General features: G+C 47.8%; 15 protein-coding genes. 14 read left to right on the forward strand and 1 reads right to left on the reverse strand.

What is annotated here, in order from left to right:
* The first annotated feature begins 200 nt into the window (after positions 1-200).
* The 4 genes from B2M23_RS06065 (at position 201) to B2M23_RS06080 (ending at position 6852) form a co-directional block, all read left to right on the forward strand.
* A complete protein-coding gene (locus B2M23_RS06065; protein ID WP_038352512.1) occupies positions 201-1493 on the forward strand; it encodes an MFS transporter in 1293 nt (430 codons plus the stop codon).
* A 36-nt stretch (positions 1494-1529) separates the two neighbouring features.
* Positions 1530-2936, forward strand: coding sequence for a trimethylamine methyltransferase family protein (locus B2M23_RS06070; RefSeq protein ID WP_038352513.1), 1407 nt, complete (start codon positions 1530-1532; stop codon positions 2934-2936).
* Between the two features lie 69 nt (positions 2937-3005).
* On the forward strand, positions 3006-4538 hold the full coding sequence (locus B2M23_RS06075) for a BCCT family transporter (protein ID WP_038352514.1): 1533 nt from the start codon (positions 3006-3008) through the stop codon (positions 4536-4538).
* 403 nt (positions 4539-4941) lie between these two features.
* Entirely contained in the window at positions 4942-6852 is a 1911-nt protein-coding gene (locus B2M23_RS06080) for a heavy metal translocating P-type ATPase (RefSeq protein WP_038352515.1), read from the forward strand.
* Here the strand turns inward: B2M23_RS06080 and B2M23_RS06085 are convergent.
* Positions 6838-7815 (reverse strand): biotin--[acetyl-CoA-carboxylase] ligase, encoded by a 978-nt coding sequence (locus B2M23_RS06085; RefSeq protein WP_038352516.1) that lies wholly within the window; start codon positions 7813-7815, stop codon positions 6838-6840. The genes B2M23_RS06080 and B2M23_RS06085 overlap by 15 nt on opposite strands.
* A 360-nt stretch (positions 7816-8175) precedes the next feature.
* On the opposite strand from B2M23_RS06085, the gene B2M23_RS06090 reads away from it, so the two are divergent.
* The 10 genes from B2M23_RS06090 to B2M23_RS21675 all read left to right on the forward strand — a co-directional run bounded on the left by B2M23_RS06090 (position 8176) and on the right by B2M23_RS21675 (position 17507).
* Complete coding sequence (locus B2M23_RS06090) at positions 8176-9441, forward strand: sensor histidine kinase (RefSeq protein WP_038352517.1); 1266 nt, start codon at positions 8176-8178, stop codon at positions 9439-9441.
* Complete coding sequence (locus B2M23_RS06095) at positions 9434-10510, forward strand: response regulator (RefSeq protein ID WP_038352518.1); 1077 nt, start codon at positions 9434-9436, stop codon at positions 10508-10510. Before B2M23_RS06090 ends, B2M23_RS06095 begins: the two co-directional genes overlap by 8 nt.
* Before the next feature lie 314 nt (positions 10511-10824).
* Complete coding sequence (pduA, locus tag B2M23_RS06100; RefSeq protein WP_013382334.1) at positions 10825-11100, forward strand: propanediol utilization microcompartment protein PduA; 276 nt, start codon at positions 10825-10827, stop codon at positions 11098-11100.
* Positions 11101-11126: 26 nt separating this feature from the next.
* Entirely contained in the window at positions 11127-11912 is a 786-nt protein-coding gene (gene pduB / locus B2M23_RS06105; RefSeq protein WP_013382333.1) for a propanediol utilization microcompartment protein PduB, read from the forward strand.
* Between the two features lie 42 nt (positions 11913-11954).
* Entirely contained in the window at positions 11955-13613 is a 1659-nt protein-coding gene (locus tag B2M23_RS06110; protein WP_013382332.1) for a propanediol/glycerol family dehydratase large subunit, read from the forward strand.
* Between the two features lie 18 nt (positions 13614-13631).
* Positions 13632-14303, forward strand: coding sequence for a propanediol/glycerol family dehydratase medium subunit (locus tag B2M23_RS06115; RefSeq protein ID WP_013382331.1), 672 nt, complete (start codon positions 13632-13634; stop codon positions 14301-14303).
* Between the two features lie 12 nt (positions 14304-14315).
* On the forward strand, positions 14316-14825 hold the full coding sequence (locus tag B2M23_RS06120) for a diol dehydratase small subunit (RefSeq protein ID WP_038352519.1): 510 nt from the start codon (positions 14316-14318) through the stop codon (positions 14823-14825).
* 38 nt (positions 14826-14863) lie between these two features.
* Positions 14864-16678 carry a diol dehydratase reactivase subunit alpha gene (locus B2M23_RS06125; protein ID WP_038352520.1) on the forward strand — a complete coding sequence of 605 codons (1815 nt, stop codon included), beginning with the start codon at positions 14864-14866 and terminating at the stop codon, positions 16676-16678.
* 1 nt (position 16679) lies between these two features.
* A complete protein-coding gene (locus B2M23_RS06130; protein ID WP_038352521.1) occupies positions 16680-17045 on the forward strand; it encodes a glycerol dehydratase reactivase beta/small subunit family protein in 366 nt (121 codons plus the stop codon).
* 15 nt (positions 17046-17060) lie between these two features.
* Positions 17061-17507, forward strand: coding sequence for a BMC domain-containing protein (locus B2M23_RS21675; protein WP_013382327.1), 447 nt, complete (start codon positions 17061-17063; stop codon positions 17505-17507).
* Positions 17508-17530 lie beyond the last annotated feature (23 nt).

The raw sequence follows: 17530 nt of genomic DNA on the forward strand, positions 1-17530 counted from the left end.
AAAGGGTATCGCCGCGATACCCTTTGTTTTTGTACAGGTGACCTTCATTATTTTATTGATATATACAGTTATATGATCTGTTATATATTTTTTGATCAAATTCTATTGACAGAAACCGTTGCACGTGTTATAGTTGTAGCATACTTGTATATGACACATGGTCCGGACCCAAGTGTTATCAGTTTTTATGGAGGGGAAAAATGAATAAAAACGAAGTGACAAACGAAAGCATCAGCGGCTTTACCCGGAACGCGGTAATCGGTATTATCAGCTCCGGTGCGGTAGTAGTTTATCTGACATTCCTGATCCGGTACGTCTTTTACGAACCGGTTTTACAGAGTCTCGCACTCTCAAACGAACAGCTTGGTGTGCTCTATGGCCTTTATGGCACAACGGCCATGATTTCTTACCTGCCTGGCGGTATTCTGGCAGACAAAATTCGCGTCAAATACCTGGCGACTGCCGGCTTTGGTCTTTCTGCAATTTTAACTTTCTGGTACGCGACACTGCCGAGCTATGAGACACTGAAGGTGATCTTCCTGCTCATGGGGGTCTGCACGACCTTTATTTACTGGGGCGTCCGCTATAAGGGCATCCGCCTTGTCAGCACAGACAACACCTATTCCAGAAATATCGGCATCAGCTACGGGATCGTCGGGATTCTCGGCTTAGTGGTCAACTTTATCTCCATGTGGATCTTCGACCTCTTTGCGGATCCGGCTTCCGGCTTCAACATGGTGCTCATGTTCTACGCATTCTTAAACATCGCCTTTGCCGTGGCATCTTTCTTCCTGATTCCGAAATTTGAAGGCGAAATCATCAAAACAAAGAAAAAATTCGATTTATCTGAGCTGGTGGCAGCCGTTAAGCACCCTGGTGTATGGCTGACAACCCTGTGTATGTTCTTTACCTATACGGTTTATACCTCCCTCAGCTATACGGTGCCTTACGTACAGGCTGTATTTGGCGCCAGCGTCGCTATGGCTGCGCTTATGGGCAATATCCGTATGTACGGTACTTCGCTCTTTTCGTCACCGATCATCGGGGCCCTCGCGACAAAGATCAAATCGCCGGCCAAAACCATTCTGCTGTGTATGGCCATCACGGCCATCTGCCTCTTTGTCATTGTTCTGGCGCCGCAGACCGCAGGCTTTATGATTCCGGCCATTATCCTGATCATGATTCTGTCCTTCTTCTTAAGCGGGGCATATGGGGTTGAATCCTCTCTGTTCACAGAAACCAAGGTACCGGCAGCCATCTTCGGCTCTGCCTCTGGTATTCTGTCACTGATCGGCTTCCTGCCAGATATGTTCGTATCACCGATCGCCGGTAAATGGCTGGACAGCTATGGAAACCAGGCCTATACCTATATCTTCATCGCCCTGGGCGTCAGCGCGATCCTGTCCATGGGCTGCGCGCTGCTGGTACTGGTCTACAATAAGAAAAAAGGGATCTCAATCGAAGAACCCGCTGAAGAAACACAGGCATCATAAGAAAACAACTAGGGAACTTGAAGGAGAGAATAACATATGGAACTTGAAAAACTGTTTTTACAGGCTAAGGATGTTGAATTTATTCACGAACAGTCCGCAAAATTACTGAAGGAAACCGGCTGCGTGTTTGAGGATGACCGCGCAATCGAAATTTTCAAAAAACACGGTGCCACTGTGGATGGCTACACCGTTCATTTTACCGATGAACTCATTGCCAAGGGCCTGTCCACCGTCAGCCAGGAATTTGATATCCTGCGTCCGGACGGCACCAGCTATCACATGGGCGGGGGAAGCCTCACCATGGCCACAGCCGGCAGTCCACCGTACGTGATGGAAAACGGCGAGTTCCGTTTTGCCGAAATGCACGACTATGTCGATATCTGCAAGCTGGTACAGACCAGTGACTGCATTGACATGACCCATCTTCTCCTCTGCGATACCTATGACGTCCCGAGAGAAGACCGCTCCTACAACATGGCCGCCGCGCTGCTGAACTACACAACACTGCCGATTTCACTGACAGCGCTGGCAACCAAGCTGCACGATTCCGGCACAGTGGCCACCAATGTGGTTAAAATGGTACAGGATTTCGTGGATGTCCATGACAAATATGTGGCGGTTGGCTGTATCAGCCCAATCTCACCGCTGGCATGGGTTAAGGACAGCCTGGATGCCATGTTTGCCTACTGTGAGCTGAACCAGCCCATGCAGCTGGCAACCTGCTCACTGCCGGTACTCACGAGTCCTGCCTCCATTCTGGGCACCATTATCCAGAACAATGCAGAGCTGCTGGCCGTTACCGTGCTTATCCAGCTCATCAAACCGGGTCTGCCGATTTTCTACGGCAGCACCTCCACTTCCACAAACCTGAGAGCAGTATCCATGGCTCTGGGCAACAGTGAAACAGCCCTGATCTCTTTGGCGAGCGCCGCCATGGCCAAACATTACAGAATGCCGTTCAGAACCTCCGGCGCCCTCAACGACGCCATTGATGTTGACTACCAGGCAGGGGTTGAATCCACCCTCAACCTGATGAGCGGCACCCTCAGCAGCACAGACCTGATCTTCTTCAGCTGCGGGATGCTCAGCGGATTTAATGTCAGCTCTCTGGAAAAATATGTGGCGGATGAACAGCTCATCAAGATGCTGAAACGCATGACCCAGGGGATTGCCATTGACTACAATAAAGATTATACTAAAGAGATCAGCAAGGTCGGCCCGAGAGGCAACTTCATGTCTGGCCGTACCCCCAAGGAATACCGCAACGAGCACTATGTGCCCGATATGTTTGTGAAGGTAGACTACAACACCTGGCAGACAGAGGATAAAAAATCCGTCAAAGAAAAGGCATCCGAAAAGGTAGCTGAACGCCTAGCTGCCTATCAGGAACCGGAAAAGACACCGGAACAGATGAAAGTCATTGAAAAATATTTAATTAAGTAAACGGCATAGACGGGCGCGCAACAGGCAAGCCCGTCTTTGTTTTTTGAATTTAAGAAACGGAAGTGGAATATGGACCCGCAAAAAAACAAAATCCCCATTGATAAAACCATTTTTTTCGGCGCGCTGCTGCTCATGCTCCTGGTATCTGCGGCCTGCCTTGCCTTTCCGGAACAGGCGCTCTCTGTATCCGGTGTGCTCAGGAACTTTGTCATCACAAAATTTGACTGGTTTTTCCTGCTTTTCGGGCTGGGGGTGTTCATTGTCTGTATTGTGGTGGGCTGCAGCCGGTTCGGCAAGATCCGCCTTGGCGGCGAGGGGGAGCCGCCAGCCTACAGCTTCTACAGCTGGCTGGCCATGATTTTCTTTTCAGCCATTGGCTCCTCTGCTATCCTCTGGTCCGTGTGCGAGCCGCTGAATTATATCGAGTCGCCACCCTTTGGCTATGAGCCCTACTCCCTTGAGGCCTTTAACATGGCCATTCCCTACGGCCTTTTTCACTGGGGGCCTGTGGCCTGGTCCTTTTACGCGCTGTCCGGACTGGTGGTCTCCTATTATTTTCTGGTGCTGAAGCGCAGGAACCTGAAAATATCCGGCGTAATGACCGACCTGATCGGTGAGAAGGCCGCGAAAGGCGTTCCGGGCAAGGCCATTGACATCGTGACGATTTTTGCGACCTTCTGCACCTTTGCGCCGGCCCTCGGCTTAGGGGTGCCCCTGCTCTCAGTGCTCATCTGTAAGATTACCGGGCTGCCGGACACCACTGAGCTTCAGGTGGTGGTGCTGGTGGTCTGGATGTTTATTTTCTCCATCAGCGTTTACCGTGGGCTGGACAAGGGCATCAAGATTCTCAGCGACATTAACATGTATCTGCTCATTGGCGTCATACTGTTTATCTTTTTTGCCAGCGGCGCCCGCTATATTCTGGCGGCCTCGGTCGAGGAATTCGGGACTCTGCTCAGCAATTTCCTCCGCATGAACAGCTACAGCGACGTGTTCGGCGGCGGAACCTTTGCCCAGGACTGGACGGTTTTTTACTGGAGCTGGTGGGTGGCCTCTGTGCCCTTTATGGCTATTTTTATCGCCAGGGTATCCAAGGGGCGTACAGTCCGCGAACTGGTTTTCGGCATCATGGGCGCCGGCTCGGCCGGTACCATGGCGATTTTCTGCGTGCTGGGCAATTACGCCCTCAAGCTGCAGAGCAGCGGCGTGGTGGATCTGGCAAAGATCAACGCCGAACAGGGGAGCAATTATGCGGTGCTCGCCATGCTGGACCAGCTGCCCTTTAAAAACGTGATCATTGTGGGCGTGATCCTTCTGTACTTTGTTTTCCTGGCCACCTGTGTGGATTCCTGCGCCTTCACCATGGGCTGTATCGCGTCAAAGGAGATGACCGATATCAGCCAGCCGGCCCGCTGGAACCGCCTGTCCTGGTCCATCGCCATCGCCGTTCTCGGTGTGGCAGTGCTGAAGCTCGGCGGCGGCATCAACGCCCTGCAGACCTTTGTCATTGTCGTGGGCCTGCCCTCAGCCATTCTGACCATTGCCATGACCGTTTTGCTGTTCCGGTGGCTGAAAAAGAGAGACATAAAAGAAAAGCCGTAAGCTTCAACCCGTATCGCCGCGATACGGGTTGTTTTTTGGTACGGTTTCAAACGCACCATACCCCTTGGTGGAAGGAACTAAAGGCGAGGCCCTGTCTTTCATCCAGATGAGAAAAAGCATCCAGGCGATGGGGTGACGGCCATGAATCGAGACTTTTGTTTGGAACAGCCGGACAGGGATGAGTGGCTTATGATCGTTTGATAAGAATGCTTCTGAGTTTTTTCTGTCTGCAGGACGGCTTTTTCTCCCTTAGGTGAAAGACGCCGCCTTTTGGGCTTTGCGGTATGGTCTGAAACGCACCGTACCAAACAACTAAAAATAAAGATAAATTTTTGATTTCTGCTTGACTTTCTCAAAGAATAAATATACCCTATAGGGGTATAGAGTAAGTAAGGAGGAAATCATGATGACTTGGCTAAAAGATGAAGAAAAAAGAACGGTTGCGGCCATGGTGATCTCAGCACTGGCGCTGGGAATCCATTTCGTGGCGGGCGACCGTCTGGCTTTTGATTTATCGTGGATTGCTGTTGTTTTATGCGGCCTGCCGATTATAATCGGCGCGGTGGCCGCAGTGATAAAAGAGTTTGACATCCGGGCGGATGTGCTGGTCTCCATCGCGATCATTGCCTCAGTGGCTATCGGCGAGGTTTTTGCAGCGGGCGAGATCGCAGTGATCATGACCCTTGGCGGTTACTTAGAGGAAAGAACCGTAAATAAAGCCCGGAAGGGCATCGAGCGTCTGGTGGATCTGACACCGGAAAAAGCCCGCGTGATGCGGGATGGCGTGGAAGTTGTCATCGACGTGGAGGATGTGGCAGTAGGCGAAGCAGTGCGTGTGCTGCCCGGAGAAAAAATACCCGTAGACGGTATCGTGCTCTGTGGCGATACGGCGGTAGACCAGTCTCTGATGACTGGAGAATCCCTGCCTGTCGATAAGGAAAAGGGTGATGAGGTATTCTGCGGGACCATGAACCAGTTTGGGACAGTGGATATCCGCGTGACCAGGGCGGCTGAGGACAGCTCCCTGAAACGGATGATCCGCCTGGTTGAGTCTGCCGACGCGGGCCGCGCACCCATATCACACCTGGCAGACCGTTTAGCCACCGTCATTGTAGTGCTGGCGCTGACCGCTGCCGTTGTTACCGGCCTGGTAACCGGAGAGCTGACCCGCGCGGTCACAATCCTGGTGGTGTTCTGTCCCTGCGCGCTGGTGCTCGCCACGCCCACAGCCATCATGGCAGGGATCGGCAACGCGGCTAAAAATGGCATTCTGATCCGGTCTGGCGATGTACTGGAGCGGCTTGCATCTGTGGGCCGCATTGCCTTTGACAAAACCGGCACCATCACCTACGGAAAGCCCTGTGTGCGTGCTTTTGAGTGTGAGGAGGCGTGGGAAAAGGACGCGCTGCTCAAATGGACCGCAGCCGCCGAAGCCCGCTCAGAGCATCCTCTCGGTAAAGCGGTCTCAGAGCATTATGCCGAAGGGCATCCGGAGCCGCTGCCAGAACCGTCGGAATTTGCGATGCTGCCCGGTAAAGGCGTTCATGCGGTGGTAGAAGGGCATGAAATCGCAGCCGGAAACCGAAAACTTCTGGATGTGATGGGCATTACTGTGACGGAAAGCCTTGAAAAATCAGCGAAAAAATACCTGAGTGAGGGCGGCACCATTATTTATATCGCGGTGGATGGAAAAGCAGCGGGCTACGCAGTGCTGGCAGATACCCTCCGCAACAATGCGCCGAATATGGTTGAAAAACTGAGGGCACAGGGGCTTAAAACCGCCCTGATCACCGGCGACCACCGGGCCGCGGCACTTTATATGGCAGAGCGGGCCGGCATTGACACCGTCGAAGCCGACTGTCTGCCCGAGGATAAGATCGACGTGATCAAGCGACTCCAGGGGAAGGGGCAGGAGAAGGTCTGTATGATCGGCGACGGCATCAACGACGCGCCGGCCCTGAAAACAGCCGACGTGGGCCTGGCCATGGGAGATATTGGCTCAGACATCGCTATGGACGCCGCCGACGCGGTGTTTGTGGGCGACGATGTGATGAAGGTGCCCTATCTGATGACACTGTCCCAGAAAACCATGCGGACCATCCGCGTCAATATTTTTCTGTCCCAGGCGCTCAACGCAGTGGCGGTAGTGCTGGCCATGACCGGGATCATGGGGCCGGTGGCCGGCGCGCTGGTCCACAATGTGGGCTCGGTGGCAGTCATCATCAGCTCAGCCATGCTGCTGAACTTTAATGAGAAGAAAAACGGGAAGGACCGGCAGAAAACGTCCGGTTCTCTGAAATTATCGCAGTCGTAGGCTGACCTCGCCAGAGACGATGGACTGAAAGGTTCCATCGTCTTTTTTTAGGATCAGGTGCCCCGCGTCATTGATATCGCTGACCACGCCCTCCAGGGTTTCCCGGCCGTTCAGGATGGTAACCGGCTTTCCGATTACCATGGAGTGCTTCCGGTAGTCGGCCATGACAGCGCCGGCCTCGGGAATGCAGGTGAGGCGGCTCAGGCGGTTGACCAGCTCGGCGGCCAGCCGGCTGCGGAGCTGCCCGTCCGGCGCTTCCTTAAAGAGGGCACCCGCCACAGACTGGAGCTCTTCGGGAAAACCCTGCTTTGGTTCGGTAAAATTGATCCCGGCGCCGAGGACAATGTAGTCAATATTCCCGGTTTCAAAGTCGGCGGCCGCCTCGGTAAGAATGCCGCAGATTTTTTTATCCTTTATATAGAGGTCGTTGACCCATTTGATCTCGGGCTCCAGGCCCGTCACGTCCGCGATGGCCTGACGGATCAGAACGCTGGCGGCAATGGTGATAAAGAGGGACTGGCTGATGGCAGTGCCGGGCCGCAAGATAATACTCAGATAAATCCCGGAGCCGCCGGGTGAAAAGAAAGTGCGCCCCATGCGCCCGCGTCCGCCGGTTTGGGATTCAGCGATGATGACTGTGCCGTCCGGCGCCCCGGCCAGGGCCCGCTCCTTGCCCAAGCTGTTGGTGGAGTCAAGGGAGGGGTAGACCTCCAGACGATCCGCCTGCGCAGGGTCCTTCAGCCAGGGCGCGATGGAGGCAGCGGAGAGAATATCATTGCTCTTGCACAGGGTGTAGCCCTGCCTGGTTTTGGATGTGATCTGGTAGCCCTTATCTCTGAGGCCCTTGATGGCTTTCCAGACAGCGCTCCGGGAGAGGCTCAGCTTTTCTGCCAGCGCTTCGCCGGATACAGGCTCGCCCCGGTTTTCCTCCAGTATTTTTAAAAGGTCGGTTTGTGTGGACATGGGCAGTTCTCCTTTATATTTGTTAGTATTATTATAAGATAGAAGAAAAGCAGCGGTCAATGTAAGAATCATCTGAGGGCAAAATATTGCTGTTTTTCGCGCTCAGAATCTTTAAATAAACCTTAAAAAGGTTACAGGAGTAAAAATATGACTTTTGTATTTAAAAGAGGAAAGTAAATAAAAAAGGAATATTTTGCCATTAAAATAAAATGATTCTTAATTGATGGACAATTTAATGCCTATTTCAGTCAAAATAATCTAAAATGTCAAAAATTTGGTTAAAAAAGTGCACGTTTGTGTTATAATATTATTCAAACAAGAGTTTTTAAAGTAAGATCATTAAAATAAAGAGGTTAATCTATGAGAGTCTTATTAAAAATCACAGATATCATCGATGTGGAAGTGCTGCAGAAAATTCAAGATTCTTTTTCAGATGCAACAGGCTTTGCAACCATTACCGTAGATTACAAGGGAAACCCCATTACAGAATACAGTAATTTTTCCGGCTACTGCACCAAGGTGCGCGAGGACGCCAAGTGTCTCGAGTGCTGCTATCGTTCCGATGCTCACGGAGGCATTGAATCTGCCCGCTCTGGAAAACCCTCAATCTATATCTGTCACGGAGGCCTCGTAGATTTAGCGGTTCCGATCATGGTCAAGGGGAACTATCTGGGCGCCATTATGTCCGGGCAGGTCCGGATTGATGAAGAGGGGATGAAAAAGCTGCCTCTCGGTTCCGTTTCCGAGCTCACTGATTTTTCAGGTAACCCGGAGCTTCAGAAGCTTTATGATCAAACGCTGGTGACCACGCTGAAGCAGGTTCACGCTGCTGCGGACCTTTTGTATACGATTGCCAATTATCTGGTCGAAAAACAAATGATCCATATCATGCAGGAGGAGCTGCACAACAAGAACCTCGAGCTTATGGAAGAGGTTAAGCTGAGAAGTGAAGTGGAGGCCGCCCTCAAGGAGGCTGATCTCAAGGCGCTGCAGGCCCAGATTAATCCGCACTTCCTGTTCAATGTCCTCAATACCATCGGGCGTCTGGCCCTTCTTGAAAACGCCGAAAAGACCCAGGAGATGATCTATGCCTTTTCGGATATGATGCGTTATACTTTAAAAAAGGAAAACACCAATATCGTTACTTTGAAGGAAGAGGTTGAGCATGTGCGGAATTACCTCTCGATTCAGAAAATGCGCCTGGGAGAACGTCTGGATTATTCCATTCACATCGACGAGGACGCCGAAGAGGTGATGTGCCCCTTCATGACGATCCAGCCTTTTGTGGAGAACGCGATCAATCATGCCATTGAACCCCATGCTGCCGGCGGCAAGGTGATGATCACCGGAGAACAGGACGGCGATATCGTGACGGTCCGCATTATTGACGATGGAAAGGGAATCGCTCCAGAGTTGATTGAAAAGATCCTTGATGGTAACTACGACCCAGAGGCGCAAGGTAATGACAAAAATACGGGTATTGGCATCAACAATGCCAATAAACGGCTAAAATATTATTATGGCCCTGAATTTGGTATTAAGATCAACAGTGAGGTTGGTAAAGGGACTGAAGTGATGATTAAGATACCCCGTAAGGCATTATTAGGGAGAGGTTTAAATGTATAAATTATTTATCGTAGAAGACGAACATCTGGAAATTGAAGCGATTGAATTGATTTTAAGTCAGTACGGTAAAAATATCACGGTCATTGGAAAAGCGTCTTCAGGGCGCGTTGCTCTTGAAGAGATCAGAAGGCTGGACCCAGACATTGTTCTGTTGGATATCAATATCCCGGAAATCAATAGGATTGATGTGCTGCGCGCCATCAAAAAAGAAGATCAGGAAAAAAAGGTCATTCTGATCACGGCTTTTAACGAGTTCGATTTTGCCCATCAGGCCATCAAAGCCCGGGTGGACGATTTCCTGCTGAAGCCCATCAGGCCTCAGCAGCTCATGGAATCCATCAATATGGTGATCTCTACATTAAAAGCAAACGCCAAAAATAAATTTGATGAAAAGATGAGTGAAGTCATTTTTGCGGTCGTCCAGAAAAAATACAGCGACACCAGAAGCGTCCTCACCGAATACCTGGATCTACTCTATGACCACTATGGCTACGACCTGATGTCGATCCAGAACGAGATCCAGCATTTTATGGAAGAGCTGAACATTGTCTCTATGGATACCTGCGGCTACGATATCAAAAGCCCGCTGCGCATGAAGAACAACCAGCAATTTGTGACGTCCTATAAAAACCGTTACGATCTGAAGGTCGAAATTATGAAGGTCATCGACAAAATTTTCGATCACCTCATGGACAATAAGGAAAACCGGAAAAATAATATTGAGGATATCCTGAACTATATTGACCGGAACTGCCATAAGGACATCTCTCTGGATCAGGTGGGCGAGTACGCTAACATGAGCTCCTACTATCTGAGTAAAATCTTTAAAAAAGAAACTGGCGTCAATTTCGTCACCTACCTCACCGAACGGAAAATTGAGATCGCCAAGGATATGCTGCTCAATACCGACGTGCCGATTATTAATATCGCGCTGGATTTGTCCTACCATGAGCCAAATTATTTCAGTAAGGTTTTTAAGAAAAGCACAGGAATGACGCCGACGGAATACAGACGTCTGCGAAAGGGCGACAGCGTCGAGGAAAAAGAAGAAGAAAAGGAAATTTCCTGATTTTATTCTTAAAGCCCAAAAAGATAAACACGTAAAAAAACAATATAAAGCAGGTCTCCAAAACAGGAAGTGTTGTTAAAAAATGCACTTCCTGTTTTTATTTTACGAAATTTCACAAAATAATATCGGGAAAAGACAAAAAAAGATAGGACTTTGAAAGGCTAAAGACAAAAAGAAACCAAATTGAAAACCGTTTTCAAAAAAAGCAGAGATCGGACAATAATTTTATAACAATAGTGCAAGTAATTACTCCCGCATATGGATTAAAATAGTAACAGTAAGAATATTAATATCAACCAAGGAGGGCAAAGCTTATGACAAATGAAGCTTTAGGTATGATTGAAACCAAAGGTCTTGTTGGCTGTATTGAAGCAGCTGATGCAATGGTTAAATCTGCAAATGTAGTATTAACAGGCTATGAAAAAATCGGTTCTGGTTTAGTAACCGTTATGGTTCGTGGCGATGTTGGTGCTGTAAAAGCAGCCGTAGACGCTGGCGCAGCTGCAGCTGACAAAGTAGGTCAGGTTGTTTCTGTACACGTTATCCCAAGACCACATCAAGATGTGGAAAAAATGTTACCTAGTTTTTAATCTAAATTTAATGGAGGTGTAGATTAATGAAAGATGATTTAATGAACAAATTGATGGAAGAAGTCATGAAAAAAATGGACGAAGTTGAAGAAACAGGTACTTGTGCAGCAGCAACTGGTGTTTGTGGCTTAACTGAATTCGTTGGAACCGCCATTGGTGACACCATTGGTTTCGTAATCGCTAATGTAGACTCTCAGTTACATGAAGCAATGAAAATTGACCCTAAATATAGATCAATCGGTATTTTATCCGCTCGTACTGGTGCTGGCCCTCAGGTTTTCGCAGCTGATGAAGCTGTTAAAGCTACCAACACAGAAGTTGTTTCCTGCGAATTCGCAAGAGATACAAAAGGTGGCGCTGGTCACGGTTCTTTAATTATTTTCGGTGCTGAAGACGTATCTGATGCTAAACGTGCTGTTGAAGTCGCTTTAAATGACTTGAACAGAACTTTCGGCGATGTATACGGAAACGACGCTGGTCATCTGGAATTCCAGTACACAGCAAGAGCTTCTTTCGCTTGCAACATGGTATTAGGCGCTCCAATCGGCAAAGCTTTCGGTATCGTTGTAGGCGCTCCTGCAGGTATCGGCGTATTAATGTCTGATGCTGCTTTAAAAGCTGCTAACGTAGAATTAGTTGGTTATGCTTCACCTGACAATGGTGGCACACAGTATTCAAACGAGTCCATGATTTTCTTCTCTGGCGACGCAGGTGCTGTTCGTCAAGCTATTTACGCTGCAAGAGAAGTTGGTAAACCAGCTCTGGAAGCTATGGCTGGTCCTGCACCATCTTCTACAACTCCTTATATTTAAGAAGCAGTAGCGAAATAGTTATAGAAAAGAGGAGGAATGACTATGAGATCAAAAAGATTTGAAGCGTTAGATGCTCGTCCGGTTAAAAAGGACGGTTTCGTAAAAGAATGGCCTGAAGTAGGTCTTATTGCAATGAATAACCCCGGAGATCCTACTCCGAGCTTAAAAATTGAAAATGGCGTTATCGTAGAAATGGACGGTAAGGCAAGAGCAGAATTTGATATGCTCGATACCTTCATCGCTAACTACGGTATCCGTACAGAAAAAGCACAGGAATACATGGCAATGGATTCTCTGGAAATTGCTCGTATGCTTTGTGATATCAACGTACCAAGAGCAACTGTTGTAGACATTACTACTTCCATTACTCCTGCTAAAATTACCGAAGTTTTAGGTAACATGACAGTACTGGAAATGATGATGGCACAGACAAAAATGCGTGCACGCTTAATGCCTTCTAACCAGTGCCACGTTACCAACGTTAAAGATAACATGGTTCAGATCGCGTGTGACGCTGCTGAAGCTGCTATCCGTGGTTTCGACGAAATGGAAACAACCGTTGGTATCGCTCGTTACGCTCCTTTCAACGCTTTAGCTATCATGGTTGGCGCAAATGTTGGCCGTCCTGGTATCTTAACACAGTGTGCTGTTGAAGAAGCTACCGAACTTGACTTAGGTATGAAGGGCTACACCGCTTATGCTGAAACTATTTCTGTATATGGTACAGAACCAGTATTCATGGATGGCGATGATACTCCTTACTCTAAAGCTTTCTTAGCATCCTGCTACGCTTCCCGTGGTCTTAAGATGCGTTTTACATCCGGTTCCGGTTCTGAAGTACAGATGGGTTATGCCGAAGGTAAATCCATGTTATACTTAGAAGCCCGCTGCTTATATGTAACAAAAGGCGCTGGCGTTCAGGGTACTCAGAATGGTTCCGTATCTTGTATCGGTGTACCTGCTGGTGTACCTGGCGGTATCCGTGAAGTATTGGCTGAAAACTTATTAGCAGCATGTTTAGACCTTGAATGTGCTTCTTCTAATGACCAGACCTTCACCCACTCCGACCTTCGTAGAGTTGCTCGTTCATTAATGCAGATGGTACCAGGTACCGATTATATCTGTTCTGGTTACTCTTCTACACCAAACTACGACAACATGTTCGCAGGTTCTAACTGGGATGCTGAAGACTATGATGACTGGAACGTAATCCAGCGTGACCTTAAGATCGACGCCGGCTTACAGCCTGCTGATGAAGATACTGTTGTTGCTGCTCGTGCAAAAGCTGCTCGTGCTATGCAGGTTATCTTCCGTGAATTAGGCTTACCAGAAATCACCGATGAAGAAGTTGAAGCTGGTACATACGCTAACGGTTCTCAGGATATGCCTGACCGTGACGTAGTTGCTGACCTGAAAGCTGCTGAAGACTTAGTAAACCGCGCAACGGCTGTTGACTTCGTTAAAGCATTAGACCGCGGCGGCATGAGAGATGTTGCTGAATCTATCTTCAACATTCAGTTACAGAAATGTGCTGGTGACTACTTACACACCGCTTCTATGATCACATCTGACTGGGAAGTTGTTTCTGCAGTTAACTACATGAACGACTACCATGGTCCAATGACTGGTTATGTAATCAGTGATGAAAGATGGAAAGAAATTCAGGATATTCCATGGGCTGTTGACCCAGCCAGCATTTAAGGAAAGGGGTGTAGTAGAATGGCTATTAATGAACAAATGTTAAAAAGTATCATCGAAGATGTTTTAAATGAAATGAGCGGCGCTGCTCCTGCATGCGATGCTGCTCCTGCTGCTCCGGCTGCTTCTGCCGCTGCTGCTGCGGGTTCTGTTGAATTAACTCCAGTAGGGGATGTTCAGCAGGGTGTTGCTGCTGACGAAGTTCTGATTGGTTTAGCTCCAGCTTTTGCTGAATTCCAGACAGAAAATATTGTTGGCGTACCTCATGATAAAATCTTAAAAGAAATTATTGCCGGTATCGAAGAAGAAGGTTTAAAAGCTCGTGTTATCAAAGTATACAGAAGCTCCGACGTTGCTGTATGCGGACATGACGCTGCTGAACTGAGTGGTTCTGGCGTTGCTGTTGGCTTACAGTCAAAAGGCACCTGCTTAATCCACCAGAAAGATTTACCACAGTTATCTAACTTGGAATTATTCTCTCAGGCTCCTTTGATCGATTTAGACACCTATCGTGCCATCGGTAAAAATGCTGCTAAATATGCTAAAGGCGAAAGCCCGGCTCCAGTTCCGGTTCGTAATGACCAGATGGCTCGTCCTGCTTATCAGGCTAAAGCTGCTCTGTTACATATTAAAGAAACAGAACATGTTGTGCCAGGTAAAAAACCTGTAGAAATGAAAGTTACATTCAAATAGGAGGTGGATAGAATGACTCAAGAACAAATGTTAGAACAGATCGTTAAACAAGTTATGGCGTCTATGTCAGCTGCACCAGCTGAAGCACCTTCTTGTGCTTGTGGCGACAAAGTTACAAAAGATGATTACCCAATCGGTGATAAGAGACCAGAATTAATTATCTCTGCTACTGGCAAACAGTACAAAGAATTAACACTGGATAAATTATTAGCTGGTGAATTAACCGCTGAAGATTTAAGAATCAGACCAGAAACTCTGGAATTACAGGCTCAGGTAGCTGAATCTGTACATCGTGATGCATTCGCAGGCAACTTAAGAAGAGCTGCTGAATTGATCGCTGTTCCAGATGCTCGTTTACTTGAAATCTACAATGCACTGAGACCTTACAAATCTACTAAAGATGAACTGTTAGCTATCTCAGAAGAACTGAAAAACCAGTACAATGCACCTATCTCTGCAGCTTTAGTAGCAGAAGCCGCTGAAGTTTACTACGTAAGAAAGAGATCTAAAGAATTTAAGTAAGCACAACATAATCCAGGAAATTGTTTGGAGGAAGCGATATGATTATTGCAGGTATTGATATTGGTAATGCAAGTACCGAAACGGCGCTTGCCCGATATACTGACGGAAAACCTGAGTTCCTGAGCAGTGGCATCGTTAGTACCACTGGTATGAAAGGGACACGTCAAAACATTCATGGAGTGTTCGCCTCTCTAAAACAAGCCCTAGAAAAAGCAAACTTAACTGTTGATAATGTTGATTTAATTAGAATCAATGAAGCCGCTCCAGTTATTGGTGATGTGGCTATGGAAACTATTACTGAGACAATTATTACAGAATCAACCATGATCGGTCACAATCCTTCCACTCCGGGAGGATTGGGGACCGGCGTTGGTGTTACTGTAAACATAAGGGAAATTAATAGTGTTAAAAAAGGCGACTCGGTTATTGTCATCATTCCGCGTGAAGTTGACTTTGAGAGTTCCTCCAGCATTATTAATCAGGCCGTTGCAAACGGCATTTTTGTAAATGGTGCCATTGTCCAGCGTGATGATGGCGTTTTAATTAATAACCGTTTGAACAAACAAATCCCGATTGTCGATGAAGTTTCTTTAATTGATAAGGTTCCGCTTGGAATGCGTGCTGCTGTAGAAGTAGCAGCTCCAGGAGCCGTCGTTGAACAATTATCCAATCCTTATGGGATTGCAACAGTCTTCGATTTATCCTCCGATGAAACCAAACAAGTCGTTCCTGTATCAAGAGCCTTGATCGGGAACCGTTCTGCCGTTGTCATCAAAACGCCAGCAGGGGACGTTAAAGAACGTAAAATCCCAGCCGGCAAAATCATTATCCAGGGCGAACATAAAAAAGCCGAAGTTAATGTTGATGAAGGCGCGGAAATCATCATGGATGCAATCCGAAGCGTTGCGCCTGTCGAAGATGTTAAGGGGGAAGCTGGAACAAACGCCGGCGGTATGCTCGAAAAGGTAAGACAGGTTATGTCTAATCTGACTGAACAGAATCCCCAGAACATTAAAATCCAGGATTTATTAGCTGTTGACACCTTTGTGCCTCAGAGCGTAAAGGGCGGTATGGCCGACGAATTTTCCATGGAAAATGCCGTTGGTATCGCCGCGATGGTTAAGGCTGATAAATTACAGATGAACATGATTGCTGAAGTTCTTGAAAAAGAACTGAATGTTAAGGTTGAAGTCGGCGGTGTTGAAGCTGACATGGCAATCCGTGGTGCGTTAACCACCCCGGGTAGCAATAGACCACTTGCGATCATTGACATGGGCGCAGGATCGACAGATGCTGCTATTATTAACAGGGCTGGCGAAATACATTCTATTCATCTGGCAGGCGCTGGTAACATGGTCACCATGCTTATCGGTTCAGAACTTGGTTTCGAGGACTCAGGCCTGGCAGAAGATATTAAAAAATACCCTTTAGCAAAGGTAGAAAGCTTATTCCATATTCGTCATGAAGATGGAACTGTTCAATTTTTTGATGAACCATTAGATCCGAGATCATTTGCACGTGTCGTTATTCTGACACCAAGCGGCATGGTTCCGATTCCAGGAAACCATTCGCTGGAAAGAATCCGTACTGTGCGCCGTGAAGCAAAAACCAAAGTTTTTGTTGTCAACGCGATTCGTTCATTGGAACGCGTCAGCCCAACCGGTAATGTAAGAGACATCGAGTTTGTTACATTGGTCGGCGGCTCTGCTCTCGACTTTGAGATTCCGCAGCTGGTAACGGATGCTTTGTCAAAATTCAGTATTGTAGCAGGTAGAGCAAATATAAGAAGTGTAGAAGGTCCAAGAAACGCAGTTGCCACCGGCTTAGTACTTGCGTACGGCGAAGGTGAATAACATGAATGTGAACTTCGAAGCTCCAAAACCAGAAATAAAGGTTTATTACAATAAAAACTCTGTCAATAAAAGCATTGTCACACAGGTTTTATTAGGCATCGAAGAAGAAGGTTTACCTTATTCTCTTGAAGAAAAGGACAACAATGACGGCGTTGAGCTTGCTTACAAAGCGGCTGAGGTCTCGCATCTCGGTGTGGGCATCGGCATCGGCGACAGTATTGTTTTACATTACATTAAGTTGAAAGAAAATGCTCCGCTTTTTTCTGTCCGTCTTCAGGATGATGAGAATACCCTCAGAGCCATTGGCGCAAATGCGGCCAGACTTGTAAAACGAATGCCTTTTAAAGACATTGGCAGTGCTAAATAGTGAGGGGGGATTTATTTGAGACAAGCATTAGGGTTGATTGAAGCGATTGGGCTGGCAACAGCCATTGAAGCCACTGATGCTGCTGTGAAATCAGCAAATGTCGAGTTGCTTGGTTTGGAATCCGCTAAAGGCGACGGTATGCATACCATTAAAGTCGTTGGCGATGTGGGTGCGGTTAAAGCTGCTGTTGAAGCGGCAACGGCTGCCTGCGCCAAAGGACGCGGTGTCTTTAGTACAAAAGTGATTGCGCGGCCGGCCGATGGGCTTGGGCCGATGATCTATAATAACCAGACAATGGGCTTTGATCCGGAACAGGATCGTGATCGGATGGAACTGGATTCTTATTGGGTTTTCAATAAGTATGACCAGAAAAAACCGACAACTGCAGTGGAAAAAACACTGACGCCTATTTCTGAGGAAAAAGATGAAGCAGTCGAAGAACAACCGACAGAAGAAGAATAATCCTTGCGAACAGCAGATCCATA

It is taken from the genome of Eubacterium limosum (assembly GCF_000807675.2).
In the GTDB taxonomy this organism is placed as follows: domain Bacteria; phylum Bacillota; class Clostridia; order Eubacteriales; family Eubacteriaceae; genus Eubacterium; species Eubacterium limosum.